The 25,755-nt window shown below is 71.4% G+C and carries 24 protein-coding genes; 7 read left to right on the forward strand and 17 right to left on the reverse strand.

Annotated elements, in window-relative coordinates; genetic code table 11:
- Window positions 1-2 precede the first annotated feature (2 nt).
- Both IG08_RS0108375 and IG08_RS58865 read right to left on the reverse strand, forming a co-directional pair.
- Window positions 3-485, reverse strand: a complete 483-nt coding sequence (locus IG08_RS0108375) for a GNAT family N-acetyltransferase (protein ID WP_030598275.1) — start codon at window positions 483-485, stop codon at window positions 3-5.
- A 53-nt stretch (window positions 486-538) separates the two neighbouring features.
- Complete coding sequence (locus tag IG08_RS58865) at window positions 539-712, reverse strand: hypothetical protein (protein WP_106980896.1); 174 nt, start codon at window positions 710-712, stop codon at window positions 539-541.
- A gap of 466 nt (window positions 713-1,178) precedes the next feature.
- Between IG08_RS58865 and IG08_RS0108385 the strand changes: the two genes are divergently transcribed.
- Both IG08_RS0108385 and IG08_RS0108390 read left to right on the forward strand, forming a co-directional pair.
- Window positions 1,179-1,574 carry an HD domain-containing protein gene (locus tag IG08_RS0108385; RefSeq protein ID WP_030598277.1) on the forward strand — a complete coding sequence of 132 codons (396 nt, stop codon included), beginning with the start codon at window positions 1,179-1,181 and terminating at the stop codon, window positions 1,572-1,574.
- Between the two features lie 25 nt (window positions 1,575-1,599).
- Window positions 1,600-2,403, forward strand: coding sequence for an SDR family oxidoreductase (locus IG08_RS0108390; protein ID WP_030598280.1), 804 nt, complete (start codon window positions 1,600-1,602; stop codon window positions 2,401-2,403).
- 17 nt (window positions 2,404-2,420) lie between these two features.
- Here IG08_RS0108390 and IG08_RS0108395 read toward each other — a convergent pair whose 3' ends face one another.
- From IG08_RS0108395 to IG08_RS0108420, 6 genes are all read right to left on the reverse strand, one after another.
- A complete protein-coding gene (locus IG08_RS0108395) occupies window positions 2,421-2,651 on the reverse strand; it encodes a hypothetical protein (RefSeq protein ID WP_030598282.1) in 231 nt (76 codons plus the stop codon).
- A gap of 74 nt (window positions 2,652-2,725) precedes the next feature.
- Window positions 2,726-4,219 carry an SDR family NAD(P)-dependent oxidoreductase gene (locus IG08_RS0108400; RefSeq protein ID WP_030598284.1) on the reverse strand — a complete coding sequence of 498 codons (1,494 nt, stop codon included), beginning with the start codon at window positions 4,217-4,219 and terminating at the stop codon, window positions 2,726-2,728.
- A 102-nt stretch (window positions 4,220-4,321) separates the two neighbouring features.
- Window positions 4,322-5,641 carry a WS/DGAT/MGAT family O-acyltransferase gene (locus tag IG08_RS0108405; protein WP_030598286.1) on the reverse strand — a complete coding sequence of 440 codons (1,320 nt, stop codon included), beginning with the start codon at window positions 5,639-5,641 and terminating at the stop codon, window positions 4,322-4,324.
- Between the two features lie 402 nt (window positions 5,642-6,043).
- The gene (gene glgC, locus IG08_RS0108410; RefSeq protein WP_030598288.1) at window positions 6,044-7,264 is read right to left on the reverse strand and encodes a glucose-1-phosphate adenylyltransferase; all 1,221 of its coding nucleotides are present in this window, start codon (window positions 7,262-7,264) and stop codon (window positions 6,044-6,046) included.
- A gap of 48 nt (window positions 7,265-7,312) precedes the next feature.
- The gene (gene glgA, locus IG08_RS0108415; protein WP_030598290.1) at window positions 7,313-8,479 is read right to left on the reverse strand and encodes a glycogen synthase; all 1,167 of its coding nucleotides are present in this window, start codon (window positions 8,477-8,479) and stop codon (window positions 7,313-7,315) included.
- A gap of 38 nt (window positions 8,480-8,517) precedes the next feature.
- Entirely contained in the window at window positions 8,518-9,273 is a 756-nt protein-coding gene (locus IG08_RS0108420) for a (2Fe-2S)-binding protein (RefSeq protein ID WP_030598294.1), read from the reverse strand.
- A 199-nt stretch (window positions 9,274-9,472) separates the two neighbouring features.
- On the opposite strand from IG08_RS0108420, the gene IG08_RS0108425 reads away from it, so the two are divergent.
- A complete protein-coding gene (locus IG08_RS0108425; RefSeq protein WP_030598295.1) occupies window positions 9,473-10,552 on the forward strand; it encodes a DMT family transporter in 1,080 nt (359 codons plus the stop codon).
- On the opposite strand, the gene IG08_RS0108430 is transcribed toward IG08_RS0108425, so the two are convergent.
- The gene (locus IG08_RS0108430; protein ID WP_030598298.1) at window positions 10,542-11,705 is read right to left on the reverse strand and encodes a transglycosylase family protein; all 1,164 of its coding nucleotides are present in this window, start codon (window positions 11,703-11,705) and stop codon (window positions 10,542-10,544) included. The two genes, IG08_RS0108425 and IG08_RS0108430, sit on opposite strands and share 11 nt — an antisense overlap.
- A gap of 292 nt (window positions 11,706-11,997) precedes the next feature.
- Between IG08_RS0108430 and gndA the strand changes: the two genes are divergently transcribed.
- Complete coding sequence (gndA, locus tag IG08_RS0108440) at window positions 11,998-13,437, forward strand: NADP-dependent phosphogluconate dehydrogenase (RefSeq protein WP_030598300.1); 1,440 nt, start codon at window positions 11,998-12,000, stop codon at window positions 13,435-13,437.
- Between the two features lie 389 nt (window positions 13,438-13,826).
- On the opposite strand, the gene IG08_RS0108445 is transcribed toward gndA, so the two are convergent.
- The 3 genes from IG08_RS0108445 to panD are packed head-to-tail and all read right to left on the reverse strand — an operon-like array spanning window position 13,827 to window position 15,315.
- Window positions 13,827-14,465, reverse strand: coding sequence for an aspartate/glutamate racemase family protein (locus IG08_RS0108445; protein WP_030598303.1), 639 nt, complete (start codon window positions 14,463-14,465; stop codon window positions 13,827-13,829).
- Window positions 14,466-14,511: 46 nt separating this feature from the next.
- The gene (locus IG08_RS0108450) at window positions 14,512-14,856 is read right to left on the reverse strand and encodes a GNAT family N-acetyltransferase (protein ID WP_030598306.1); all 345 of its coding nucleotides are present in this window, start codon (window positions 14,854-14,856) and stop codon (window positions 14,512-14,514) included.
- Window positions 14,857-14,895: 39 nt separating this feature from the next.
- The gene (gene panD / locus IG08_RS0108455) at window positions 14,896-15,315 is read right to left on the reverse strand and encodes an aspartate 1-decarboxylase (RefSeq protein WP_030598307.1); all 420 of its coding nucleotides are present in this window, start codon (window positions 15,313-15,315) and stop codon (window positions 14,896-14,898) included.
- A gap of 504 nt (window positions 15,316-15,819) precedes the next feature.
- Here panD and IG08_RS0108460 point away from each other — a divergent pair.
- Window positions 15,820-16,293 (forward strand): hypothetical protein, encoded by a 474-nt coding sequence (locus tag IG08_RS0108460; protein WP_052424534.1) that lies wholly within the window; start codon window positions 15,820-15,822, stop codon window positions 16,291-16,293.
- Window positions 16,294-16,441: 148 nt separating this feature from the next.
- Here the strand turns inward: IG08_RS0108460 and IG08_RS0108465 are convergent, their stop codons facing one another.
- Complete coding sequence (locus tag IG08_RS0108465; protein WP_030598310.1) at window positions 16,442-18,061, reverse strand: serine/threonine-protein kinase; 1,620 nt, start codon at window positions 18,059-18,061, stop codon at window positions 16,442-16,444.
- Between the two features lie 492 nt (window positions 18,062-18,553).
- Window positions 18,554-20,455, reverse strand: a complete 1,902-nt coding sequence (locus IG08_RS0108470; protein ID WP_030598313.1) for an ABC transporter ATP-binding protein — start codon at window positions 20,453-20,455, stop codon at window positions 18,554-18,556.
- A gap of 150 nt (window positions 20,456-20,605) precedes the next feature.
- Between IG08_RS0108470 and IG08_RS0108475 the strand changes: the two genes are divergently transcribed.
- Window positions 20,606-21,589: a lysylphosphatidylglycerol synthase transmembrane domain-containing protein gene (locus tag IG08_RS0108475; protein ID WP_234342827.1), complete on the forward strand. Its 984-nt coding sequence runs from the start codon at window positions 20,606-20,608 to the stop codon at window positions 21,587-21,589.
- Window positions 21,590-21,592: 3 nt separating this feature from the next.
- Here the strand turns inward: IG08_RS0108475 and IG08_RS0108480 are convergent, their stop codons facing one another.
- A complete protein-coding gene (locus IG08_RS0108480) occupies window positions 21,593-22,294 on the reverse strand; it encodes an SDR family oxidoreductase (RefSeq protein WP_030598317.1) in 702 nt (233 codons plus the stop codon).
- A gap of 63 nt (window positions 22,295-22,357) precedes the next feature.
- Here IG08_RS0108480 and IG08_RS0108485 point away from each other — a divergent pair, with 63 nt between their 5' ends.
- Window positions 22,358-23,122 carry a crotonase/enoyl-CoA hydratase family protein gene (locus IG08_RS0108485; protein ID WP_030598321.1) on the forward strand — a complete coding sequence of 255 codons (765 nt, stop codon included), beginning with the start codon at window positions 22,358-22,360 and terminating at the stop codon, window positions 23,120-23,122.
- Here IG08_RS0108485 and IG08_RS0108490 read toward each other — a convergent pair.
- Together IG08_RS0108490 and IG08_RS0108495 are read right to left on the reverse strand one after the other, a co-directional pair.
- The gene (locus IG08_RS0108490) at window positions 23,109-24,323 is read right to left on the reverse strand and encodes an NAD(P)/FAD-dependent oxidoreductase (protein ID WP_030598324.1); all 1,215 of its coding nucleotides are present in this window, start codon (window positions 24,321-24,323) and stop codon (window positions 23,109-23,111) included. The genes IG08_RS0108485 and IG08_RS0108490 overlap by 14 nt on opposite strands.
- Window positions 24,320-25,741, reverse strand: coding sequence for an FAD-dependent oxidoreductase (locus tag IG08_RS0108495; RefSeq protein ID WP_030598326.1), 1,422 nt, complete (start codon window positions 25,739-25,741; stop codon window positions 24,320-24,322). Before IG08_RS0108495 ends, IG08_RS0108490 begins: the two co-directional genes overlap by 4 nt.
- Between the last annotated feature and the right edge of the window lie 14 nt (window positions 25,742-25,755).

Raw genomic sequence — 25,755 nt, forward strand, 5'->3', positions numbered from 1 at the left:
CTTCAGAGGGCCTTGTACATGATGTGCAGCCCGACCCGCCCGTGCCGGGGGTGTTCGTACGCGTCCGGCACGGTGCCGAGGATCGTGAAGCCGAAGGAGGTCCAGAGCTGCACGGCCGGGTTGGTCTCGACGACGGCGTTGAACACCATGCCCCGGTAGCCGTCGGCCTTGGCGGCGGCCAGCACGTGTTCGGCGAGGGCGCGGCCGTAGCCCCGGCCGCCCTGGTCGGGGTCGACCATGAAGCCGGCGTTGGCGATGCGGGCGGCGGGGCCGGCGTAGTTGGGGGTGACGTAGGCGGAGGCGACCACGGCTCCGCCGTCGCCCTCGACGACGAAGACGCGCTTGGCCGGGTTCATCCACAGGGCGCGGGCGGCTTCTTCGGAGGTGTCCGGGTCCCAGGTGTAGGTCTCGCCGGCAGCCACGATCCGGTGCCAGAAAGGCCAGATCCGCGGCCAGTCCTCGGCCGCGGCTTCTCTGATCTGCATGGGCGTGAGTCTGGCACGCCCATGCAGTCGGCGATCGCGAAGGGTCCTGCCGGTCAGTCCACGCTGGGCAGGATGTGGGGCTCGGCGAGGTCGTCCTCGTAGCCCGCGAGGCGGATGGGGGCGGACCGGGCCCACACGTCCAGGCTGCCGAGCTCTCCTGGCCGGCGGCCCGCACGCTCCGTGCGTTCCTTGGGGCGTTGTTCGCGATTCGTCTTCTCCGGTGTCACCGCGCACTCCTTATGTGTCGGTCACCCTCGGGACGCACGGGCCCGCTTCCGCGGTCTGGTGCCGGACGTCCGCTCGGGTCTGAGTCGAAAGCAGTTCGGACGCGGTGGCGCCGGTAACTCGTGTGAGATCAGGCCGTGGTGACCGGCTTGTCCCGGGACGGACTATGGGTGTGGGTAGGACCCCGTACTGCCGTCCGTCTGCTACAGATTAACCAAATGAGCGGGGGTCCGCTCGATGGGGCTGAAAACAAAGGGTAACTATCGCGAGTCACCCTCGGTCTTTCGGCCATGGTCTGCCCATTTTTGTTACATGATGCGCGGTTTGGGAGTCACCCGCCCGGCCTACAGGGCCGATCAGGCCTTCGAGGAACCGGGGCCGCGCAGTTCAAGTCCCGTTGGCCGAATCGCAAGCCGCCCATGATCTGCTGACGTACGGCAACGGCTGGTCCGGCGGAAGGACTGACGTATGGAGCTGCGCAGTGTCGACGAGCTGATGGATCTGCTGTACGCGTGCCGGCACCAACACGCGCTGCGGACCGCCGCGCTGCTGCGCCGCAGCCGCCCCGCGGACAAGGAGCTCCAGGTGGCGGGGCTGGTGCACGACATCGGGCAGCTGCTGTCCCCCGGCGACGAGGCCGGCCGGGGACAGAGCGCGGCCGAAGCCGTACGACCGCTGCTCGGCGAGCGGGTCTACCGTCTGGTACGCCATCACGGCCCCGCCACCGACGACGACCTGCTGCGCCTGCGCATGGCGGACGAGGAGAGCTGGGGCGCGGGGTTCGACGCCGGGGTCCTGGAGGACTGGCGCACGGTGCTGGAACTGGTGGCGGCGCGGAACTCCCGCCTCGGGGCTGTCGACTGACGGTCCGTCATGAGACGGTACGCCGATGACGTCGCCGTACGGACTTCGAGGAAGGGCCGCCGTCGTCACCGGGGGCACACGCGGGATCGGGCGTGAGATCGCCCGGCAGCTGTCCGCAGCCGGGGCGCTGGTGTGCGTGACGGCGCGGGACACCGACGACGTCCGTACGGCCGCTGCCGAGCTGGGCGGTATCGGCCTCGCGGGCAGCGTCGCCGACCCGGCCCATCTGCGGGCGGTCGTGGAGCTGACCCTGCGCGAGTTCGGCCGGATCGACGTCGTGGTCAACAACGCGGCGACGAACCTGCCGTACGGACCGCTCATGGGCATCGATCCGGAGGGGTGGCGCGAGGCGTTCACCGTCAACGTCGAGGCACCACTGCGGCTCGTGCAGGGGGCGTGGCGGGCGTGGATGCGGGAGCACGGCGGTGCGGTGGTCAACATCTGCACGGAGGGCGCGACGCATGTGGGACCGCACATCGGCGCGTACGGCACCAGCAAGGCGGCCCTGCTGCATCTGACCCGGCAGCTGGCGGGCGAACTGGCCCCCAAGGTGCGGGTCAACTCCGTCTCCCCCGGTCTCGTCCGCACCGAGATGGCCCGCTTCGTGTGGGAGCCCGGCGAGGAGCAGGTCGCCGCCGGGCTGCCGCTCGGGCGGATCGGGGAGCCGGCGGACGTGGCACGGGCCGTGGTGTGGCTGGCCTCGGACGCGGCGGAGTGGGTGACCGGGGCGGATCTGCTGGTGGACGGGGGGACGCGGGTCAGGGCGGCGCACCAGGGCGGGTACGCCGTCCACGACCGTCTGCGGTCATACGCCCCACCTCATTCCTGACGGCGGCTTCGGACCCCTCACGGGAACAGCGCGATGCCCATGAGGAGGATCAGGACCCAGAAGGCGACGAACGCGACCGAGCCCCAGGTCCAGGGGTGCTTGAGCGGATCACTGGGACCACCGCGCGGCCGGTCCTCCGGCAGGGCCGGGTGGGCCGGGCGGTCGCTCGCGTAGAACTCCTCGTCGGTCGGGTAGTGGTTGCGCGGATCACTGAAGGCCCGCGGATCGATGCTGTGCGGACTGGTCATGACAACTCCCGGCGCGGTACTCACCAGGGTCCGGGTTCCCTACGGACGCCGCGGCACACGTCACGGCCGGCGCGTCACCACTTCCCGGGCGCGTAGTCCTTCAGGAAGACGCCGTACAGGTCCTCGCCCTGCTCGCCGCGCACAATCGGATCGTAGGCCCGGGCCGCGCCGTCGACCAGGTCGAGCGGGGCGTGGAAGCCCTCCTCGGCGAGGCGCAGCTTGTCGTAGTGGGGGCGCTCGTCGGTGATCCAGCCGGTGTCGACGGAGGTCATGAGGATGCCGTCGGTCTGGAACATCTCCTGGCCGCTGGTCCGCGTCACCATGTTCATCGCGGCCTTGGCGGCGTTGGTGTTCGGGTGGCCGGCGCCCTTGTAGCCGCGGCCGAAGACGCCCTCCATCGCGGAGACGTTCACGACGTACGCACGTCCGCTCGCCGCCTTCTTCGCGGCTCCGGCCATGGCCGGACGCAGCGCGCTGATCAGGATGAACGGCGCCGTGTAGTTGCACAGCTGGGTCTCGAGGAGCTCCACCGGGGAGATCTGCTCGATGGTCTGCACCCAGGTGTTGGTGTCGACGACGTCGGGGACGAGGCCGCCCGCGTCGATGGCGGTGCCGTCGAGGTGCCGGGCGATGCTGGCGTTGCCCGCGACCAGGGCGAGATCGGCGACCTGCTGCGCGTCGATGCCGGAGATCCCGGCGGGCAGCGTGGCCAGTCCGTCGACCGCGCCGGAGCCGAAGGCACCGATGACATGGTGGGCGGGCAGTTCACCCGCGGGCAGCGGGGCGCTCTCGCCGTCGACCAGGGCGGCGTAGGCGGAGGCCAGGCGGCGTACGGTCTGCGTCGCGTTGTTGACGAGGATGTCGAGGGGGCCCGCCTCGGCGACCTGGCCGGCGAGGGCCACGGCCTGCGCCGGGTCGCGCAGGTCGATGCCGACGACCTCGAGGCGGTGCATCCAGTCCCCCGAGTCGTCCATGGCCTTGAAGCGGCGGATGGCGTCCTTGGGGAAGCGGGTCGTGATCGTCGTGTGGGCGCCGTCGCGCAGGAGCCGCAGCGCGATGTACATGCCGATCTTGGCGCGCCCGCCGGTGAGCAGGGCGCGCTTACCGGTGAGGTCGGCGCGGACGTCGCGCTTGTCGCGGTTCAGGCGGGCGCACTCGGGACAGAGCTGGTGGTAGAAGTAGTCGACTTCCACGTACCGGGTCTTGCAGGTGTAGCAGGAGCGCGGGCGCTGGAGTATCCCCGCGATCCTGCCCTCCTCCGTGACCGACGACGGCAGGATGCCCTCGGTCTCGTCGTCGATGCGCTGGGCTGAGCCGGTCGCCGTGGCCTCCGTGACCGCCTTGTCGTGCGCGGTCTTGGCGGCCCGGCGATCCTGGCGGCGGCGCTGCTTGACGGTCCGGTAGACGCCCGCGGTGGCCCGGCGCACCGCGATCGCGTCGGGGTGGTCGACCTCCAGCTTGTCGAGCTCCTCGAGCACGCTGAGGCAGACGGCCAGCCGCTCCGGGTCGATGCCGGGCCCGTACACGACCTCGTCCATGGTCGCCGAGCCGTCCTCTGTCACCGTCATCGCGCTGCCGTTTCCCGATCACCCGTGCGGCGCTCCGACCGCGTCCGCTTTCGAACAGGCGATTTTACTTCAGCGCGGGCCCTTTCCATAAACCCGTGACGATCAAGGACCGCAGGCGGCGATGAGCGCCTCCACCTCCTCGGACACGGCGCGGGCGAGCAGGTCGAGATCTGGTACGGCCTTCGCGTCGGCGACGAGCCCGTAGTGGACCTGTCCCCGGTACGTCGAGATCGCGACCGCGAGGGACTGGCCGCGGGCCAGCGGCGCGAAGGGAAAGACCTCCGTCACCGGGTTGCCGCCCAGCTTCAGGCCGATGCCGGGCAGCGGCACGCTGGTGACCAGGATGTCGAACCAGAGCCGGGCCGCCTGACCGACCAGGGGCCCGCCGAGACGGTGGCCGAGCGCCGGGACGTGGTCGGCGAGCAGGGCGACGGCGCCCGCGCCCCGGTTGGAGCCGGCGTCCTTGTTGCGGTCCATGGCCGTGCGGACCGTTTCGAGGCGGGCCAGCGGGTCAGGGTTGTCGACCGGGAGCCGTATCAGGTAACCGGAGAGCCGGTTGCCCTGTGGGTGCGCGGTGCGGGGGCGGCGCCTGGAGACGGGGATCAGGGCGCGGGGCGCGACGCCGTCGCTGCCGTCGCCGCGTTCGTCGAGCCAGCGGCGCAGGGCGCCCGCGACGATCGCGATCAGCACGTCGTTGACGGTGCCGCCGACGGTCTTGCGGACGCGGTGCACGTCGTCGATGTCGACGACCACTCCGGCGGTACAGCGGGTGCCGCTGGGCTCGGCGGTGAACGCGGGCGAGGAGCGCACACCGAGGCTGGACAGGGCGACGGAGGCGCCGATGTCGAGGGCCCGTCCGACGTCGGACACGGTGCCGCGCACGAGCCCCGGCAGTTTGCGCACGTCGGGGAGGAAGCCGCGCGACGGCTCCGCCGGACGCGGCCTGCGCGCAGGCAGGTCCATCGGGTCCAGGACGGCGGCGGCGAGCGTCAGCGCCCGCAGGCCGTCGGCCAGGGCGTGGTGGAACTTGAACAGCACGGCGAACGAGACGCCGTCCTCCCCCGGCAGCACGTGCGCCTCCCACGGCGGCCGGCCGCGCTCCAGCGGGCGCTCCATGAGCCGGCCCGCGATCGCGTGGAAGTCCGGGGTCGGGGCGTGCAGCCGGACGTGGTTGAGGGGGTCGAACTCGGGGTCGGTCTCGCGGGCGGCGCTTCCGAAGGCGAGCGGCTGCCACACGTCCCGGATCCGCATCCGCAGCCCGGGCACGGCGGCCGCACGGGAGGCGAGCAGGTCGGCCGCATGGGCGCCGGCGGTGGGTGTGTGGGCCGAGAAGACGCCGAGGGCACCCAGGTGCATGGGGTGTTCCGCGGACTCGATGTTCCAGAACGCAAGGTCGAGAGGGGCGAGCAGGTCAGAAGTCAATGGCTTGCCTCGCGTCGACGACGGGTGAAGCCAGCAGTCAACAGCCCGCAGCCGATTACGGTCAAGTACGATCAAGCTACGCACAGTTAACAGCAGATTAAGTCCGACCCCTCCCGAAAGGGGCGGGACTCGTGTGGCTGATGTAATCAATCTGTGGTTTCTGGGCAGCCCACGCTCGTTCATGATGGCGCCGGCGTTGCCGTCGGCCCCGAGGTTGGGGCCCGACTGGCCGTCGACCAGACGGGTCGGGTCTCATGCCTTCGCCTGCTCGGCGATACGTCCGACGTCGTACCGGCCCAGCCCTCGTTGAAGGTGACCCGTATGACGACGGACTCCGTATCTGGTCCGGGGACATGACAACGGCCTCGGTGCGCGGGACGCGCACCGAGGCCGGCCAGAGACTCAGGGGACCTGCTGCCCCTTCCCCAGGGCGATCACTCCGCCCTTGGACACGGTGTACAGATCGGTGTCCCGCTCCGGATTCACGCCGATCGTCGCGCCGGGCGGTACCTCGACGTTCTTGTCGAGGACGGCGCCGCGCACCACCGCACCCCGCCCTATCTTGACGTTGTCGTGCAGCACCGACCCCTGGACCACCGCTCCGGGGTCGACCACGACACCGGGTGACAGCACCGACCGCGTGACCTGCCCCCTGATGAGGCAGCCCGCGCTGATGATGGACTCGCTGGCGATCCCGCCGGCGTTGAAGCGGGCCGGGGAGAGCTGGCCGGAACTGGTGTAGATGGGCCAGCTGCGGTTGAAGAGGTTGAAGGCGGGGCGCTCGGCGATGAGGTCCATGTGGGCGTCGTAGTAGGCGTCGAGGGTGCCGACGTCCCGCCAGTAGCCCTGGTCACGGAGGGTCTCGCCGGGGACGTGGTTGGCGCTGAAGTCGTAGAGCTGGGCCTCGCCGCGGTCGGTGAGCTGGGGCAGGATCGAGCCACCCATGTCGTGCACGGAGTGCTTGTCCTCGGCGTCCCGCTGCAGCGCCTCGATCAGGGCCTTGGTGGTGAAGATGTAGTTGCCCATCGAGGCGAAGACGCACTCGGGGTCGTCCGCGAGGCCGGGCGGGTCGGCGGGCTTCTCCAGGAAGCGTTCGACGGTCAGGCCGTCCGAGCCCGGGCTGATGACACCGAAGGAGGAGGACTCGGTGCGCGGCACGCGTATGCCGGCCACTGTCACGCCCGCGCCGCTCTCCAGGTGCTGGGCGAGCATCTGCCGCGGGTCCATGCGGTACACGTGGTCGGCGCCGAACACGGCGACGTACTCGGGGCGTTCGTCGTAGATCAGGTTCAGGGACTGCAGGATCGCGTCCGCGCTGCCCAGGTACCAGCGCGGGCCGAGGCGCTGCTGCGCCGGGACCGGTGTGACGTAGTTGCCGAGCAGACTGGACATCCGCCAGGTGGTGGTGATGTGCCGGTCCAGCGAGTGCGACTTGTACTGCGTGAGGACGCAGATGCGCAGGATGTCGGCGTTGACCAGGTTGGAGAGCACGAAGTCGACCAGGCGATACGTGCCGCCGAAGGTGACCGCTGGTTTGGCGCGGTCCGCGGTCAAGGGCATCAGGCGTTTGCCCTCTCCGCCCGCGAGTACGATTCCGAGCACCGAAGGTCCGCCACGACGCATGGCCGCTCCCCTCACCCTGGTTGACCCATGCCTGCCCTTGCCTGGGGCCTAGTACGCCTGTTTGAGGATCTCCTCGTAGAGCCTGACCGTGCGCCGGGCGACGGCGTCCCAGCCGAACTCGCCCACCGCACGCTCCCGTCCGGCCTCGCCCATCCGCCGCGCGGCCTCCGGGTCGCCGACGACCGAGTCCAGCGCCCGCGCGAGGTTCGTCTCGAAGTCATCGTCCACGGAGACCAGTACCCCGGTCTTGCCGTCGTCCACGACCTCGGGGATGCCGCCGACCCGGGATGCCACGACGGGGGTCCCGCAGGCCATCGCCTCGAGGTTGACGATGCCGAGAGGCTCGTACACCGAAGGGCAGACGAACACCGTGGCGTGCGTGAGGAGTTGGATCACCTCGGGGCGCGGCAGCATCTGCGGGATCCAGTGGACGCCCGCGCGGACCCGGCTCAGCTCCTCGAAGAGGTCGCGGAACTCCCGGTCGATCTCCGGGGTGTCGGGCGCTCCGGCGCACAGCACGACCTGCACGGCCGGGTCGATGTCCCGTACCGCGCGCAGCAGATGGGGCACACCCTTCTGGCGGGTGATACGGCCGACGAACAGGACGTACGGACGATCCGTGTCGAGCCCGATGCGGCCCAACACCTCGGTGCCGTGGTCGGGTTGGTAGAGCGCGGTGTCGATGCCGTTGTGCACGACGTGGACCTTGGCCGGATCCAGCGCCGGGTAGCAGGTGAGGATGTCCTCGCGCATGGCGCCGGAGACGGCGACCACGGCGTCGGCGGCCTCGATCGCCGTGCGTTCGGCCCAGCTCGACAGGGCGTATCCGCCGCCGAGTTGCTCGGCCTTCCAGGGGCGCAGGGGCTCCAGGGAGTGGGCGGTCATCACGTGGGGGATGCCGTGCAGAAGCTTGCCGAAGTGGCCGGCGAGATTGGCGTACCAGGTGTGGGAGTGGACCAGTTCGCGGCCTTCCAGACCGGCGGCCATGGAGAGGTCCACGGAGAAGGTGCGCAGCGCGTCGTTGGCGGTGTCCAGCGCGGACCAGGGCCGGTGGCGGATCACGCCCGCTGCCCTCTCCTTCAGGGAGACCTCGCCCCAGCAGTGCACGTCCAGGTCGACGAGGGAGCTCAACTCCCGGGCGAGGAACTCGACATGGACACCCGCTCCGCCGTACACGTCCGGCGGGTACTCCCGGGTCAGCAGGCCCACACGCACCCGGAACCCCCTGTCTCAACGGCTGGTTGTCCTCATGGTCACCCAGATGCGGCGCGCGGGGAAGACCGCGGGGCTCGTGTGAAGCAACAGTCGCCGCATACTCCCCCGCCCGGCAGACGGTAGTAGAGGCAGCAGCTGCGGCGCCGGAAGGCGGTGCCGGTGCGGGTGCCCGTGCCGGCGAGGAGGGGGTGACCGAAGAGTTCCGTGGTGAGCGAGCGGGCCCGGGCGCCGACGTCGCTTCGGCCGTTCGCCCGCGCCCAGCCGTCCAGCTGCCGGGCGGCTCCCGCCAGCGCGGATCCGGCGTTGCCCCACAGCAGCCCGGTCGCGATCCGGTAGCGGGTGTGCAGCGCGGCCGTCAGTGGTTCGAGGTGGCTGTGCAGCACGACCTCGGTGAGGGTCGCCGCGTCACCGGGCAGCGGCTCCACGGCGGACAGCCACAGGTCGTCCGGGGCGCTGCCGTCGGGGTCCCAGTGCAGCAGGCCGGGGGCGAGGTCGGGGATCCGGCCGTACAGCACGCTGCAGCCTAGCGCCACCGACCAGAGCCGGGCCGCGAGGCCCTGGTGGGCGATGGATGCCGCGATCCGCAACTCGGGGGCGTGGAGGGCCTCGGCGACCTTCCGGACGCGGAAAGTCATGGGATTTCCGTAAACATCCGATGACCCGTTTTCATATGTCTGCACGAGGGTCGGCAGTGCCGGGCGAGGGGCTCCGGTGGTGCGTAGTACGAAGAAAGCACCGAGCGGCCGGAGCGCTGCGAGATCGGGGTCGAGGTCCACGAAGAGCAGTAGTACCAGGGGGAATGAGGGTTGTCCCCAGGGGATGTCACCCATCTTGGGGAGGACAATGGGCCCGTCGTACTCCATCGGCAGTAGGACCCAATGCCTGCTCAGGTACGACGACGGGAAGAACTTTTCCGGGCATCGTGTTGGTTATGGATGACGGACGTTCGTCGCGCCGGGTTCACCGCCCCCGCCTCACGCAGAGGAGCAGCTCATGAGTGCCCTCGCGTTTTCCGTGCTGCTGTCACTGATCTCCGCGGTCGCGTACGCCGGCGGAGCGATCGTGCAGGAGCAGGTCGCGGTGTCCCACCCCGACGAACAGTACGCTCCGCTGCGCCGCCCGAGCTGGTGGGCTGCGGTCGCGCTGAACGGCCTCGGCGGCCTGCTGCACGTGGTGGCGCTCGCCTTCGGCCCGCTGAGCCTGGTCCAGCCGCTGGGCGCCCTGACCATCGTGTTCGCCCTGCCCATGGCCGCGCTGTTCGTCCGCCGCAAGGCCGGGGCCACCGCCTGGCGGGGCGCGATCATGGCGACGGTGGGTCTCGCCGGTCTGCTGTCCCTGGTCGGCACCTCCGACGCGCAGTCGCTGAGCACGCCCCAGCGGGTGTTCGCCGGTCTGGTCACCGCGGCCGCGGTGGTCGCGCTGATGATCGCGGGCCGGGCCGCACACCGGCACCCGGTGGTGCGCAGCGTGCTGCTGGCGACCGCGTCCGGCATAGCCTTCGGTATGTCCTCGGTGTTCACGAAGACGGTCGCCGTCGACTGGACCGGCGGAATCTCGGGCGCCGACGTGCCGTCCCTGGCCGTGATCGGCGTCCTGGCCACGACCGGGCTGCTGCTGTCGCAGGCCGCCTACCGGGGCGCCGGCCTCGCGGCCCCGCTGGCCACGCTCACGGTCGTGAACCCGGTGGTGGCGGCCGCGGTCGGCATCACGATGTTCGGCGAAACCTTCCGCTACGGCACCACGGGTACCGCGCTCGCCCTGAGCTGCGGTGTGGTGGCCGCGGGTGGTCTGATCCTGCTGACGACCGAGCGGATCCAGCGCACCTCCGCCGAGGAGACCGCGCCGCTGCCGGAGCAGGTGGCCGTCGTGCCCCAGCCGGTCGCGGTGGTGCCCGAGGAGGTGTTCGTCCCGGCGCCCGCGTCCGCGGTCGTCCCGGAGCAGGCGAACGCGGCCCCGGCGCCGTCCGAGGCCGAGGCCGTCGAGGAACCCGCGTTCTTCTACGGCCCGTTCTACGGCGGCCCGTACGTACCGATGCCAGTCCTGGACCGGCACCGGACGCGTGTCAAATCCTGACCCCGCCTGCCCTCAGGTAGGCCACCGGGTCGACGTCCGTACCGAAGCCGGGCCCCGTCCGCACCTCGAAGTGCAGATGCGGGCCCGAGCTGTTGCCGGTGGACCCCGAGCGGCCGATGCGCTGCCCGCCGCCCACCGTCTGCCCGGACTTCACGGAGATCGCCGACAGATGGGCGTACTGGGTGTAGCGGCCGTCGGCATGCCGGATCACCACCTGGTAGCCGAAGGAGCCGCCCCAGCCCGAGCTGACGACCTTCCCCGCCGCGACCGCCTTCACGGAGGTGCCGGTGGGCACGGGGAAGTCGACGCCGGTGTGGTAGCCCTTCGACCAGGAGGAGCCCGCCTGGTGGTACGGCGTGCCGGTGGAGGAGTTCACCGGGGCGACGAGTGAGCGGCTGGTCGTGGAGGCCTTCTCGACCGTGTCCTCGGTGTCCGAAGAGGCCTGCTCCGACTTCTCCGCCTTCTCCGTCGGGGACTTGTCGGTGGTGGGGGTCGTCGTGGTGGTGGCGCGCAGTTTCAGCCGCTGGCCCGGCAGGATCAGGTCGGGGTCGGCTCCGACGGTGTTCCGGTTGGCGGAATACAGCCCCTGCCAACCGCCCCGGACGCGCTGGGCGTCGGCGATCCCGGAGAGCGAGTCACCGCGGACGACCGTGTACATCTCGGCGGTCCCGGCCCGGGACTGGGGCGTGGTCTGGGGCTGCACGTCCTCCACGGACGTCTTCTTGGACGTCTTCTCGGTGGTGGTGCCGGCGGGATGGATGTCCGGGGTGTCGCCGCCCCGGGCGAGCCCGGCCCGCACCGAGCACACCGGCCAGGCGCCCGGTCCCTGTCCGTCCAGTACCTTCTCGGCCACGGCGATCTGCTGGTCCTTGGTGGCCAGATCGGCCCGTGGCGCGTACCGCGTGCCGCCGTACGCCTCCCAGGTGGACTGGGTGAACTGCAGTCCGCCGTAGTAGCCGTTGCCGGTGTTGATCTTCCAGTTGTCGCTCGACTCGCACGCGGCGACCTTGTTCCAGGTGTCCACGTCGGCCGCTTGGGCCGTGCCGGTGCCGATGAGCGGGACCGCGATGCCGACGCCGCCCGCGGTGACGGTGAGTGAGGCGCGGTTGATTCTGTTCGGCTGATACCGGCGATGCCGGCCGCGTACGGCCATGGAGAGCCCCCTTGACGTGCGTCCGGAGGGGCAAAAGTAAGTGCTGCTAACAGGCCATGACAAGACGGCAACCGGCCGCCTGACCCACCAAGTGGCGCGGAACGGGCACCCGTTGGCCGGATCGACGGCGCACCCACTGAGGCACTCGGCCGTTCCGTGCGTACTCAAGCCTGTCGGGTCCGGATGTGCGATCGGTGTACCGGCACGTCAGGATGGTCCGGGGGACGATACTGACGGGCACGATCGACAGCAGGACCTACGCGATCTACCGGATCTTTTAGGAGCAGGCGGTATGAGCACTTCAGCCCAGATCGGCGTCACCGGGCTCGCGGTCATGGGCCGCAACCTCGCCCGCAACTTCGCGCGCAACGGCTATACGGTCGCGCTGCACAACCGGACGGCGGCGCGCACGCACGCCCTGGTCGAGGAGTTCGGGAGCGAGGGCGACTTCATCGCGGCGGAGACCGCCAAGGAGTTCGTGGTGGCACTGGAGCGGCCGCGCCGCCTGGTGATCATGGTGAAGGCCGGTGAGCCGACGGACGCGGTGATCCAGGAGTTCGCGCCGCTGCTCGAACCGGGCGACATGATCATCGACGGCGGCAACGCGCACTTCGCGGACACCCGGCGCCGGGAGCGCGAACTGCGCGAACAGGGAATCCACTTCGTCGGCATGGGCGTCTCCGGCGGCGAGGAGGGCGCGCTGCACGGACCGAGCATCATGCCGGGCGGACCGAGCGAGTCGTACGACTCACTCGGTCCGATGCTGGAGAAGATCTCCGCGAAGGCGGCGGACGGGGCGCCCTGCGTCTCGCACGTCGGTCCGGACGGCGCCGGGCACTTCGTGAAGATGGTCCACAACGGCATCGAGTACGCCGACATGCAGCTCATCGGCGAGGCGTACCAGCTGCTGCGGGACGTGGCCGGATACTCCCCCGCGCAGATCGCGGACATCTTCCGCACCTGGAACACCGGCCGGCTGGACTCGTACCTGATCGAGATCACGGCCGAGGTGCTGTCGCACGTGGACGCGGCGACGGGCAAGCCCTTCGTGGACGTGGTGGTGGACCAGGCGGAGCAGAAGGGCACGGGCCGCTGGACCGTGCAGATCGCGCTCGACCTGGGCGTACCGGTGTCCGGGATCGCGGAGGCGGTCTTCGCCCGGTCCCTGTCCGGACACGCGGCGCTGCGCGAGGCCTCGCGCGGGCTGGCCGGTCCGAAGGCCTCGCCGCTGAGCGAGTCGGAGGCGGGCGCCTTCGCGGACCGGGTGGAGCAGGCGCTGTACGCCTCGAAGATCGTGTCGTACACCCAGGGCTTCCACGAGATCTCCGCGGGCAGCGACGAGTACGGCTGGGACATCGACCTCGGGGCCGTCTCCGCGCTGTGGCGCGGGGGCTGCATCATCCGTGCGGCCTTCCTGGACCGGATCCGCGCGGCGTACGGGGCGCGGCCCGACCTGCCGAGCCTGCTGTCCGACGAGACGTTCGCGCAGGAGATCGCTGCGGCGCAGGACGACTGGCGTGAGGTGCTGGTCGCGGCGACGCGGCAGGGGGTGCCGACGCCCGGGTTCTCCGCGGCGCTCGCCTACTACGACGCGCTGCGTGCCGAGCGGCTGCCTGCGGCGCTTACGCAGGGGCAGCGGGACTTCTTCGGTGCGCATACGTATCGGCGGACCGATCGGGGCGGGTCGTTCCACACGTTGTGGGGTGGGGATCGGTCGGAGGTCGGCGCCTGATGGGTGGGATGGTTCTGTAGGGGCGCGAGTGCGGGTGTGTGGGGGCTGGTCGCGCAGTTCCCCGCGCCCCTGGAAGGAACTGCGGTGGGCGGCGATTTTCGGCGCCCACCGCTCTTCGTTCAGGTGAGTGGGGGTCCCGGTTCCGGGTTCGGCACCGGCTCCGGGCCCGGGGGGATCGGAGACGGGGACGGCTCCGGGGTCGGCCTGGGACCCGGGGGCGGCTCCGGGGGTGGAGAGGGTTCCGGAGTCGGGCCCGGGGTGGGGCCGGGCCCCACTGGGTCGGGGTACGGGTTGGTCATGGTGTCCTCCAGGCAGCCAGTCGGTTGACGTCGGCTCTGGACTACTCCCCCACGTACCCGGCGGCCGCCCGGGCACTCACCCGGGTGGACCTAGCGGGCGCGCACCGCTTCCGCGCCCGCGGCCAGGCCCGGGCGGGGGCTGGACAGGACCGGGATCGTGGTCGTCGTCAGGTGCTGGGCCGGGGTCATGGAGGCCTGGGCGAGGACGATGGCGTCGGCGTCGGTGATCTCGTCGGCGGCGGCCGCGACCCGGCGTGCGTACCCCTCGATGTCGCCCGCCTCGAAGAACGGCCAGGCCTCCTCGGCCAGGTGGGTCCGCACCTCGGCGCGGACACCGGCGCGGCGGGCCTCCTCCTCGACCAGGGAGACCGTCGGTCCGAGCGTGCTGTGCACGGTGGCGAGCACGACGACGCGTGGACCGGCGGCCACCGCGGCGGCCGCCATCGGACGGTCGACGCGCAGCACCGGCACGCCGGCCTCGGAGGCGGCCGCCTCCGCGACGGCGCCGATGGTCGAGCAGGTGCAGAGCACGGCGTCGGCGCCCTCGGCGACGGCCTGCTTCAGGGCGGCGCGCACGTCGTCCGCCACCGCTTCGGGGCTTTCACGACGGGCCCGGTTCAGCAGTTCCTCGTCGACGAAGTGCCGCAGTTCCAGGTCCTGGTGGTCCTCGTCGCGCAGAGCGTCGAAGACCGGGACGTGCGCGGGCGAGGTGTGCAGGAGGGCGAGCATGCGCGGCGTCGGCCTTTCGTCGGAGAACTCGGGAGAGTCAGCCGCGTCAGAACCGGTCCGGATGCGCCACCAGCCACTCTTTCGCCGCCCGCAGCAGCTCCGGGTCGGTGGCGGGAGCCTCGTCGGGATGGCGTTCGGCCCACTTGACCACGTACGGGCACAGCGGTGCAACGGGAATCCCCTCGCGCCCGGCGATGGCGTACAGCTCGCGCGCCAGCGAGCCCGCGATGCCCTTCCCCTCATGGGCCGGTTCCACGATCGTGTGCACCGGGACCAGGGCGCGCTCGGGGGACTCGAGGACGAAGTACTCGATGTGGCCTACGACTTCGCCGCCGCCGATCGCCTCCAGGCAGCCGCCCGCCCGGTCGTCGCGGATCTCGATGTCGCCCATGGGCACGCTCCTGGTCCGGAAGTCGTCGACGAACAGGGTTCAGGCCGGCACGGCCTGCGGGCTGCGCTCCTGGTCCGAGCCCGGCACCGGTTCGGAGGGGTCGGCCCCCAGGGCCACGATGCGGTTGTCGCGGTCCACGTGCACGACCCGGGGTTCGAATGCCCGGGCCTCGGCGTCGGTCACCTGAGCGTAGCTGATGATGATCACCAGGTCGCCGGGGTGGACGAGGTGGGCGGCGGCGCCGTTGATCCCGATGACGCCCGAGCCGCGCTCGCCCTCGATGACGTAGGTCTCCAGGCGGGCGCCGTTGGCGATGTCGACGATGTGGACGAGCTCGCCCGGCAGCAGGTCGGCGGCGTCGAGGAGGTCGGCGTCGATGGTCACCGATCCCACGTAGTGCAGGTCGGCCTGGGTGACGGTGGCGCGGTGGATCTTGGACTTGAACAGAGTACGCAGCATTCAGCACTCCCTGAATTCGCTCCCTGCCTGCTTTTTGCAGGTCAAGGGCTGTTCTCTCACCCTACAACGGCTCGCCCTGCTGACAGTTCGCCAGTCAGACACTGCAGGCTCTTCATGGTCTTTCGATCTCACCTGCGACGACGAGCACGACCAGAGTAAGGACCGGCGCCCCGAGCTGCATGGAGATCCCGGTCACTTCACACCGGCAGTCGGCCGTCTCCGACCGGGTGCCCGTCCCCGGGTGAGGCGATCGTACGCGGGCCGTAAAGGTCCTGCGCTCCGCGCGCCACACTCGGGCCTCGATCCGTCCTCACCTGCCACCATGGGAGGGCGAACGGAGATCCACCCGTTCTGTGTCGCAGTGGGGGGCGAGGGGCAGTGCCACATCGGAATTCAGGCGACGATCATCTGCACGCCCTTCACCAGCAGGGCTGGGAGGCCGCGTGTTCTCTCCACCGGCACCTGAGCAGCGGAGGAGAGTTGGCCCCGGTCGCCACTCCAGGCGTGCTGCTCGAAGTGGGTGAGATCGCATACGGCGACGTATCGGCGCACTACGCGCGCTTCTATGGCACGAATGTGACCTATAACCAGCGCTCGGGCTTCTACTTCGGGTCACCGCTGTTCGTCGCCGCCGGGCTGGTCGGGGACACGGTCGCCAACAACAGCGCCCGCAACCGGGCGCAGGCCATGGCTCAAGCTCAATGGCGCGACTTCTCCCCCTGCCGCGCGATACTCACCGACCGTCGCATGTTGCTGCACGTCGCGGCCGAGAACCGTTGGGTGTCGCTGCGGCACCACGAGATCATCAGCTTTCTTCCCGTGATCGAACAGTGGGCGCTGTTCACCGACTACCAGCAGTGGGAGCCGATGCGGTTGGCCGGGCCGACCGTGCCATGGTTGACGGCCGCGACGATCTCCGTGCTCAACCGGGGCCGGTCCGAGTACCAGCAGCTTCCTCCATTGCCGCTGCCGGAGTGATGTCTCACCCGTCAAGCCGGGTGAGACGAACCGGGTGTTCGGGATGCGAGGTGCGCTCTCGCATCAAGGAGTGGCAGCACACGGTGAGGACCAGCAACCGCAAGGATCGCTACCCAGGCCGACGCGAGGCTCGCCGTTCTGCCGCCGGTCACTTGCTGCGCTGCAGCGTTCCGGTGTCCTCCACACTCGTCACCTCGTAGCGCAGGCTGCCGTCGCCCGAGGGGGTCAGGACGATGTCGACCTGGTCGACGCAGTTCGACGGGCTGCTCTCCTCGGTGATCTCCTCTCGGACCTGGACCGAATGCCCGGTGTCCATGGTGAGGATCCATCTGCCGCTGCACGCCAGCGAGGGGTATTCGACGGTGGCCACCTGGTCGCCGAGCTTCCCGCCCGTGTAGTTCACCTTGACCGAGTAGAGGCCGCTGTCCGCCTCGCGCACGTTGCCGGTCCAGTTGCCCTCGTAGTCGGCAGGGGACGCCTTCGGGGACTTCGAGGAGGAAGTTGCCCCGGACGCCCCCGGGTTGGCCCGGTTCTCGTTCCCTTTGAGGCCGGGAAGCGTCACGGCCAGGACGATGGCGAGTACGGCGACGGCGGCCACAGTGAGCAGCACGGGGCCGACCCGGCTCCTGCGACGGCCGCCCGGCTGGAAGCCGCCCGGTACCGGTGGCATCGGCGGCGTGGTCACCGTCATCCGTGGTGTCGGCATCGGCGGCATGGGGGTCGGCGTCGGCGTGGGTACCGGGGGCATCGGTACCGGTGTCGGAGTGCCCGGCGGCGGAAGCGGGACGCGCCCGTCCTGCATGGTCGGCAGGGCGTGCACGTTCTCCCCGCCCCGGCCCGCGGCCGGGTTGTCGACCTGGGTCGGCGGCGGCGCCTCGAGGTCGAGGAGGCTGGAGGCGTGCCGGCCGAGCTCCGCTGTCAGGGCGCCCGGAAGCCACGTGTCCGAGTGGGCATCCGCCGTGGCTGCCTCTGCCGTCGCCACGATCTCGGGCAGCGGAATCCGGTCCTCGGGCCGCTTGGCGAGGCACCGCCCCACGAACTCGGCCAGCGGCTCGGGCATCCCCTCCAGGTCCGGGTCGCCCTCGGTCACCCGCAGCATGATCGCGTGGACTCCGCTGTCCGGGCCACCGAATGCCTGTCGGCCCGTAGCGGCGAACGCCAGCACCAGGCCGAGGCTGAACACGTCGCTCAGCCCGGTGATCTCGCTGCCCAGGATCTGCTCGGGCGACATGTACCCCGGAGAGCCGACCATCGCACCGGTACGGGTCAGCACGCTGGCGTCCGCCGCGCGGGCGACACCGAAGTCGATCACCCGGGGACCGTTGACCGTCAGCATGACGTTCGACGGCTTGAGGTCCCGGTGCACCAGCCCGCAGCCATGGATGCTCTGCAGCGCACGCGCCAGACCGGAGGCCAGGTGCCACACCGACTGCTCCGGCAGCGGCCCGCAGATCTCGGTCACCGCCTGGTGCAGTGTGGGGCCGGCGACATACCCGGTGGCGACCCAGGGCGTGTCCGCCTCGGTGTCGGCGTCCAGGACCGGAGCCGTCCACTCCCCGCCCACCCGCCGCGCTGCGGCCACCTCCGCGCGGAACCGGCGGCGGAATTCCGCGTCGTACGCCAACTGCGCATGGACCAGCTTCACGGCGACCGTACGCCCCCGCTGCGACCGCCCAAGGAATACCTGCCCCATGCCCCCGGCCCCGAGCCGTTGGAGCAACCGGTAGTCCCCGACCTGCGTGGGATCGCCGGGCCGCAAGTTCTCCATGATCGTTTCGTCCCCCTGTTCCCCCGTCCGAGTGCTCGGACTGCCCCGCGCTGAGTGCTGCGGACAGTCATGCACTCGGTATCGGCTCGGCGTGGCACTACGGCCCGACGCTCATTACAACATCACCGGTTGCGTCTGCGGGCGTCACAGGTGGATCACGCCGCGATCGAGCGACGTCGATCGAGGAGTGGTGATGGCGGGGATGGCACAACAGCGATGATCGCGCACGGACGAACCGCGCCCCGGCCGGCCTTGGCACGCGACCTCTGCAGCTCACGGCGGGCTTCCGCAACGGACGGCGCCGTCCGTTTCTTCCCCGCATGGATCTGCGTGAGGCGCTCGATCGCGTCGTCCTGGCACCTGTGCCCAGGTCCCCGCCGTGGCGGTCACCAGGTCAACAAGCCGGGACGCCTCCGCACCGAAGAGGGTCGCGTCCCGAAGCGACGGGTACGCGCCGACGCCCGTCAGGGTACGGCGACGGCCTCCCCGTGCCTATGCCACCGCCTCGCTCGCCGCCGCTATCTCCGTCGCGCCGCCCTCCCCCGGCTCGAACTGCGTCCGGTACAGCTCGGCGTACCGTCCGCCGAGCGCGAGAAGTTCCTCGTGGGTGCCCCGCTCCACGATCCGTCCGGCCTCGACGACCAGGATCTGGTCGGCCGCCCGTACCGTGGACAGCCGGTGGGCGATCACGACGGCCGTCCTGCCCTCCAGTGCCTCCGCGAGGGCCTCCTGGACGGCGGCCTCCGAGGTGTTGTCGAGGTGGGCGGTGGCCTCGTCGAGGATGACGACACGCTGGCGGGCCAGGAGGAGCCGGGCGATGGTCATGCGCTGGCGTTCGCCGCCGGAGAGCCGGTAGCCGCGCTCCCCGACCACGGTGTCGAGGCCGTCGGGCAGGGACCGTACGAGGGCGTCGAGGCGGGAGCGTCGCAAGGCGTCCCAGAGTTCGGTCTCGGTCGCCTCCGGGCGGGCCAGCAGCAGGTTCGCGCGGACCGTGTCGTGGAAGAGGTGACCGTCCTGGGTGACCATGCCGAGAGTCGAGCGCAGGGAGGCCGCGCTCAGGTCCCGCACGTCGACCTCGCCGATCCGGACCGCACCCGCGTCGACGTCGTACAGCCGCGGCAGCAGCTGCGCGATGGTCGACTTGCCGGCGCCGGACGAGCCGACGAGCGCGACCGTCTGGCCGGGTTCGGCGCGGAAGGAGATGCCGTGCAGGACCTCGGCGCCGCCCCGGGTGTCGAGGGAGGCCACCTCTTCCAGGGAGGCCAGGGAGACCTTGTCGGCGGACGGGTAGCCGAAGCGGACGTCGGAGAACTCGACGGAGACCGGGCCCGCCGGGACCTCGACCGCGTCCGGCTTCTCCTCGATCAGCGGCTTGAGGTCGAGCACCTCGAAGACGCGCTCGAAGCTGACGAGGGCGCTCATCACCTCGACGCGGGCGCCGGCGAGTGCGGTGAGCGGCGCGTACAGACGGGTCAGCAGCAGGGCGAGGGCCACGACGGCGCCCGGCTCCAGGGTGCCGCGCAGGGCGAACCAGCCGCCGAGGCCGTAGACCAGGGCCAGTGCCAGGGCCGACACCAGGGTCAGCGCGGTGATGAACAGGGACTGGGCGGTCGCGGTCCGGACGCCGATGTCCCGCACGTGGCCGGCGCGGGCCGCGAACTCCTCGGACTCCTGCTCGGGGCGGCCGAAGAGCTTGATCAGGGTGGCGCCGGGTGCCGAGAAGCGCTCGGTCATCCTGGTGCCCATGGCCGCGTTCAGTTCGGCGGCCTCCCGCTGCATGCGGGCCATGCGGCTGCCCATGCGCCGGGCCGGGATCACGAACACCGGGAGCAGTGCGAGGGCGAGCAGGGTGATCTGCCAGGAGAGGGTGAGCATGACGACGAGCGTGAGCAGCAGGGTGACCAGGTTGCTGACCACTCCGGACAGGGTGTTGCTGAAGGCGCGCTGCGCGCCGATGACGTCGTTGTTGAGACGGGAGACGAGCGCTCCCGTACGAGTGCGTGTGAAGAACGCGACCGGCATGCGCTGCACATGATCGAACACAGCCGTCCGCAGATCGAGGATGAGTCCTTCTCCGAGCGTCGCCGAAAGCCGTCGGCCGAGGACACCGAGCGCCGCCTCCGCGACCGCGATGAGGGCGATGAGCAGGGCCAGACGTACGACCATGCCCTCGTCGTGGCCCGACACGATCGCGTCCACGACCTGTCCGGCCAGGACGGGGGTCGCGACGGCGAGCAGCGCGGTCGCCACCCCGAGCACCACGAAGCGCGCGATGCGGGTGCGGTGCGGGCGGGCGAAGGCGCCTATCCGGCGGAGGGTCGCGCGGGCGAAGGGGCGGCGTTCCTGTTCGGCGTTCATGACACTGTGCAGCTGTGTCCAGGCTGTGGTCTCCATGCTCATGGGAGAGAACGTAGGACCTCGAGCGTTGTTGAGGTCAACACTCCCTTGATGTCCCCCCGCACGAAGGATCCGATGACCGTACGTAAGCCCCTGTCCCCGCTCCCGCAACCCGCCGTTGACACAGGGTGGAGAACCTCTCCAGATGTGACTGCGGTACAACTCCCCGATGTTCCCGAGGGACGACTCCCCCGACGCGTCCCCACCCGCCAGATCCGTCAGATCCTCGTTCTCCTTCCGCTCCTCCTCGTCTCCTTCGTCGCCGTGCAGCACCGGTCCGTGCTCGTCGAGGGCTTCGGCCATCTGCGGCACGCCCAGTGGCCGTGGCTGCTGGCCGCGGTCGGTGCCACCTGTCTGACGTGGGTGGCCGCGTCCTTCACCCGGCAGGGTGCCGTCGTCGAGCGGCTGCCCCGGCGGCGACTGCTGGCCACGCAGTTCGCGGCGGGCGCGGCCAACCACCTGCTGCCGACGGGCCTCGGCGCGGGCGCCGTCAATCTGCGCTTCATGACCGTGTGCGGGCTGCCGCTCGCCCGCTCCTCCGCCGCGCTCGCCCTGTATCTGCTGGCGGAGACGATCGGCCGGCTGACCCTGCTGGCCGCGCTGCTCGTCGCCTTCCCCGGCGCGCTGCGGCTCGGCACGCTGCTGCCCGACGGCGCCGTCGGCCCGCTGCTGCTGGGACTGGGTGCGGCCGTCGTCGTGGCCGCGGGTGTGCTCGCGTTCGTACGCCGGATACGGACGGCCGTGTGCTCCTTCCTGCGGACCGCGCTGGGCGAGGCCCGCTCGGTGCACACCCGCCCGGCCCGGGCGCTGGCACTGTGGGGCGGTTCGCTCGCCTTCCCCGCGCTGCAGGCGACCGGACTGGCCACGGTGGGGCTGGCGTTGGGACTGCCGGTGCCGCCCGTCCACATGGCGCTCGCGTATCTTGCGGCGACGTGCGCGGTCGCGCTGGTGCCCACGCCGGGCGGTCTCGGTTCGGTCGAGGCGGCGCTGGTGGTGGCCCTGGTGGCGACGGGCGGCCCGGTGGCCGTGGCCACGGCGGTGGTGCTCGCCTACCGGATCATCACCGTCTGGCTGCCGCTCGTGCCGGGGGCGTTGACGCTGGGCGCGCTGGTGCGGCTGAAGGTGATCTGATAGCTACCAGGGCACCGGTTGGCCGTCCCGGAAGAAGCCGCCGCTCGGGCCGTCGTCGGGCAGCGTCGCCGCCCATACGACGCCGGCGGCGCCCTCCGCGACCGGCCGCCCTCCGCCGCCGCCCATGTCCGTGGCGACCCAGCCCGGGCAGACCGCGTTGACCAGCACATGATGGCGGCGCAGTTCGCCGGCCAGGAGCCGGGTGAGGGCGTTGAGCGAGGCCTTGGAGACGCTGTAGGCCGGAGTCCCACCGGTCATCGACTGCAGGGAGCCGCCCTCGCTGCTCACGTTGACCACCCGCGGACGGGGGCTGCGCATCAGCAGCGGCAGCAGCGCCTGGGTGACCCGCCAGGCGCCGAACAGGTTGGTGTCCAGGGCCCGTTGGACCTCGTCCAGGTCGGCGGTCCGGGCCTGGGCCCAGGTGTCGTAGAGGATCGCGGCGTTGTTGACGATCACGTCGGCGCGGCCGAGCTCGCGGGTGACGCGGTCGGCCATGGCGGCGACGCTCGCGCCGTCGGAGACGTCGAGCTGTACGGCCGTCACCCGTCCGGCGCCCGGGTCGATGCGCGCGGCTGCGGCGCGCCCCTTGGCGAGGTCACGGGAGCCGAGGACCACGTGATGGCCGCGGTGCGCGAGCTGTCGTACGACGTCGAGGCCGATGCCACGGTTGGCCCCGGTCACCACCGCGACGGGCAACACCTCCATGCCGACCAGCCTGGCACACCCGCGAGTAACGTGCGGGGTCCGACCACGGAGAGGGGTTGCGCCATGCCGGTCCGGATCGAGCGCCAGGGGCACGTCACCACGGTCGTCCTCGCCCGCCCCGAGGTCCGCAACGCGGTCGACGGCCCGGCGGCCGCCGAACTCACCGCGGCCTTCCGGGAGTTCGAGGCCGACGAAGAGGCCCGGGTGGCGGTGCTGTGGGGCGAGGGCGGCACGTTCTGCGCGGGCGCCGATCTCAAGGCACTCGGCACCGAGCACGGCAACCGGGTCGCGGAGGAGGGTGACGGGCCCATGGGGCCGACCCGGCTGCGGTTGTCGAAGCCGGTGATCGCCGCGGTCGCGGGACACGCCGTGGCCGGTGGCCTGGAGCTGGCGCTCTGGTGCGATCTGCGGGTGGCGGAGGAGGACGCCGTCTTCGGGGTGTTCTGCCGGCGCTGGGGTGTGCCGCTGATCGACGGCGGTACGGTACGGCTGCCCCGGCTGATCGGCGCGAGCCGCGCGCTGGACATGATCCTGACGGGACGGCCGGTCCCGGCGCGGGAGGCGTACGAGTTCGGCCTCGCGAACCGTGTCGTCCCCACCGGCACCGCCCGCGCGGAGGCGGAGCAGCTCGCCGCCGCCATCGCCCACTTCCCGCAGGCGTGTCTGCGCGGCGACCGGGCCTCCGTCCTCGACCAGGACGGGCTGGACGAGGCGACCGCGATGCGGGGTGAACTCGCTTACGGCATGGGCGTGTTGGCGGAGGCCTTGGAGGGGGCCGGACGGTTCGCCTCCGGTGCGGGGCGGCACGGGACGTTCACCGGTCTGTGAGCGTCACCCGCACCGGCCCGCCCTTGGGATCGACGCGATGCGTCCAGCGGGCCGTCAGCTTCACCGTGCGGTTCGGAACGGCGGCCCGGAGGCGTTCGCGGTGCAGGTAGCGGCCGTCCTGGGTGACGTGCAGGACGGGTCGGGACAGCGAGGCCGTCGTGCGCAGGACGTACGGCAGACGGTCCGCCGGGGTGACCCGGTTCGGGGCGATCCAGCGCAGGGGCGGGTCGGCCATCAGGGGGACGGCCTGGGACCGTTCGGCACCCGCGAGCCGCTCCAGGACCGCGTCGGCCACGTGCGCGCCTTCGCGGGCCGCCGTCGCCGCGCTCTCCACGGCGTGCAGCACGCTGCCGACGGCGAACACGCCGGGACGCGAGGTGTGCAGCGAGCCGTCGACGGCCGGGCCACGGGTGCCCGCGTCGAGGATCAGACCGCCACGCCGGGCCAGTTCGTGGTCCGGCACGAAGTCGCCGGTGAACACGACGGTGTCGCAGGGCAGGACGGCGGTCCTGCCGTCGTGGTGCCGGACGCGTACGCCCGACAGCCGTCCGTGGCCGAGGAGTTCGGTGACCGTGGTGCCGGTGAGGAGCGGAACGCCTTGGCGGAGGCGGGCGTTGAGGGCGCGGGCGGGCGCGGTCTGCGGTCGGGGCAGGTCGGTGACCATCGCGACGACCATGGCTCCGGCGGCCCGTACGGTGTCGGCGGCCGCGTACGAGACGTCCTCGGCGCCGATCACCACCGCGCGCTTGCCGATGTGCTGTCCGTAGAGGTGCACGGCCTGCTGCAGTTCGCCCGTGGTGTACACCCCGGCCGGGCGGGTGCCGGGCACCAGCCGTGCGGCGCGCGGTCGTTCGCGCGCGCCGGTGGCCAGGACGACCGCGCGGGCGCCGATCACCTCCGGGCCGAGTGCGCCGACCGTGTGCAGCGCCAGGGGACCCGCCCAATCGAGGGCGGTCACCCCGGCGCGTACGGCCGCCCCGGCGCCCTGGGCCGCGGTGACGAGGAAGCGGGCGTACTCGGGGCCCGTCAGGGGGTGCAGCCAGGTGCCGTAGCCGCCGTGGGCGCAGTGCCGTGGCACTCCCCCGGCCTGTTGCTCCCGGTCCAGGACCTCGACCCGGCGCACACCGGCGGCGGCGAGGCGGGCGGCGGCGGCAAGTCCGGCAGGTCCGGCGCCCACCACGAGAACGGCGACCTCTCTCACCCCCGGGCCTCCTCGAACAGCGCGCGCACGGCCGCACCGCAGTAGAAGCCCTGGCAGCGGCCCGCGCGCGCCCGGGTCCGGCGGCGCAGTCCGTCGAGGCCGGCCGGCGGGACCGTACTGGCGAGGGCGTCGCGGATCTCACCGCGGGAGACGCGCTCGCAGTGGCAGACGAGGGTGCCGTACTCCGGGTCGGCCACGATGAGTTCGGGCCGTTGGTAGGGGCGCGGGAAGGCCTCGCCGAGGTTGGGCATGCGGACCGGGGCCAGGTCCTCGGCCGGTCCGAGATCCAGTCCGGCGTCCGTCAGCAGCTCCGTGACGTACGCGGCGATGGCGAGCGAGGCGGTCAGGCCGGTGGAGCGGATGCCGCCGACGGTGACGTACGCCTGGTCGGGGTGGGCCGAGATGCGGTAGTCGTCCTCCTCGGTGGCGGCGCGCAGCCCGGCGTAGACGGCGGTGACCTCCTCGTCGAGCAGTTCGGGCATGATGCGGCGGCCCTTCTCCCGCAGGAGCGCGAGCCCGTCGGCGGTCGAGTCGGTGGCGCATTTGTCGTGCAGGTCCTCGGCGGTGGGGCCGAGCAGGACGTTGCCGTACACGGTGGGGGCGACCAGGACGCCCTTGCCGAGGGCCGTGGGAACGGGCAGGAGGATGTGGCGGACGAGATCGCGGGCGAGCTTGTCGAAGACGAGGAGCTGGCCGCGGCGCGGGGTGACCGTGAAGTCGTCGTGGCCGAGGGCACGGTCGAGCGTGTCGGCGTGCAGACCGGCGGCGTTGATCAGCCAGCGGGCGCGCAGAGCGCCTCGGGCGGTGTGCAGCACATGCGTCTCGTCGCATCGACTCGCCTTCTCCACCCGGCAGTTGAGGTGGAGGTCGACTCCGTGCCGGACGGCCTGAGTCGCGTACGCCAGGGTCGTCGTCCAGGGGCAGATGATGCTCTCGCCGGGGACGTGGAGGGCGGCGCGCGCGCCGGGGCCCAAGTGCGGTTCACACTCGTACAGTTCGGCGGATCCGATCAGACGCGTGTCCCGGCAGGCGTTGCGCTCGGCCTTCCCCGCGAGGCGGGGCAGCGCGGCGAGTTGCTCCTCGTCCCAGGCTACGAGGAGGGCACCGACGGGTTCGACGGGGATGCCGGACTCCGCGGCGTACTCGGCCAGCAGGTGCGCGCCCTCGCGGACCAGCCGCGCCTCCAGCGAGCCGGGGACCGCGTCGAAACCGGTGTGCAAGATCGCGGTGTTGGCCTTCGAGGAGCCCTGGCCGACGTCGTCCTGTGCCTCGACGAGGGCGACGCGCAAACGGGGGTGGTGGGCGAGCGCGCGGGCGATGGCGCTGCCGACAACTCCGGCTCCGACGACGGCGATGTCGTACGTCGACGATGGCAGCGGGCCGCGCCGGGTGACCGGTCCGTGAGTGCCGCCCGTCATGAAAGTGGGCGGCA

The organism is Streptomyces fulvoviolaceus, from assembly GCF_000718165.1.
Lineage (GTDB): Bacteria > Actinomycetota > Actinomycetes > Streptomycetales > Streptomycetaceae > Streptomyces > Streptomyces fulvoviolaceus.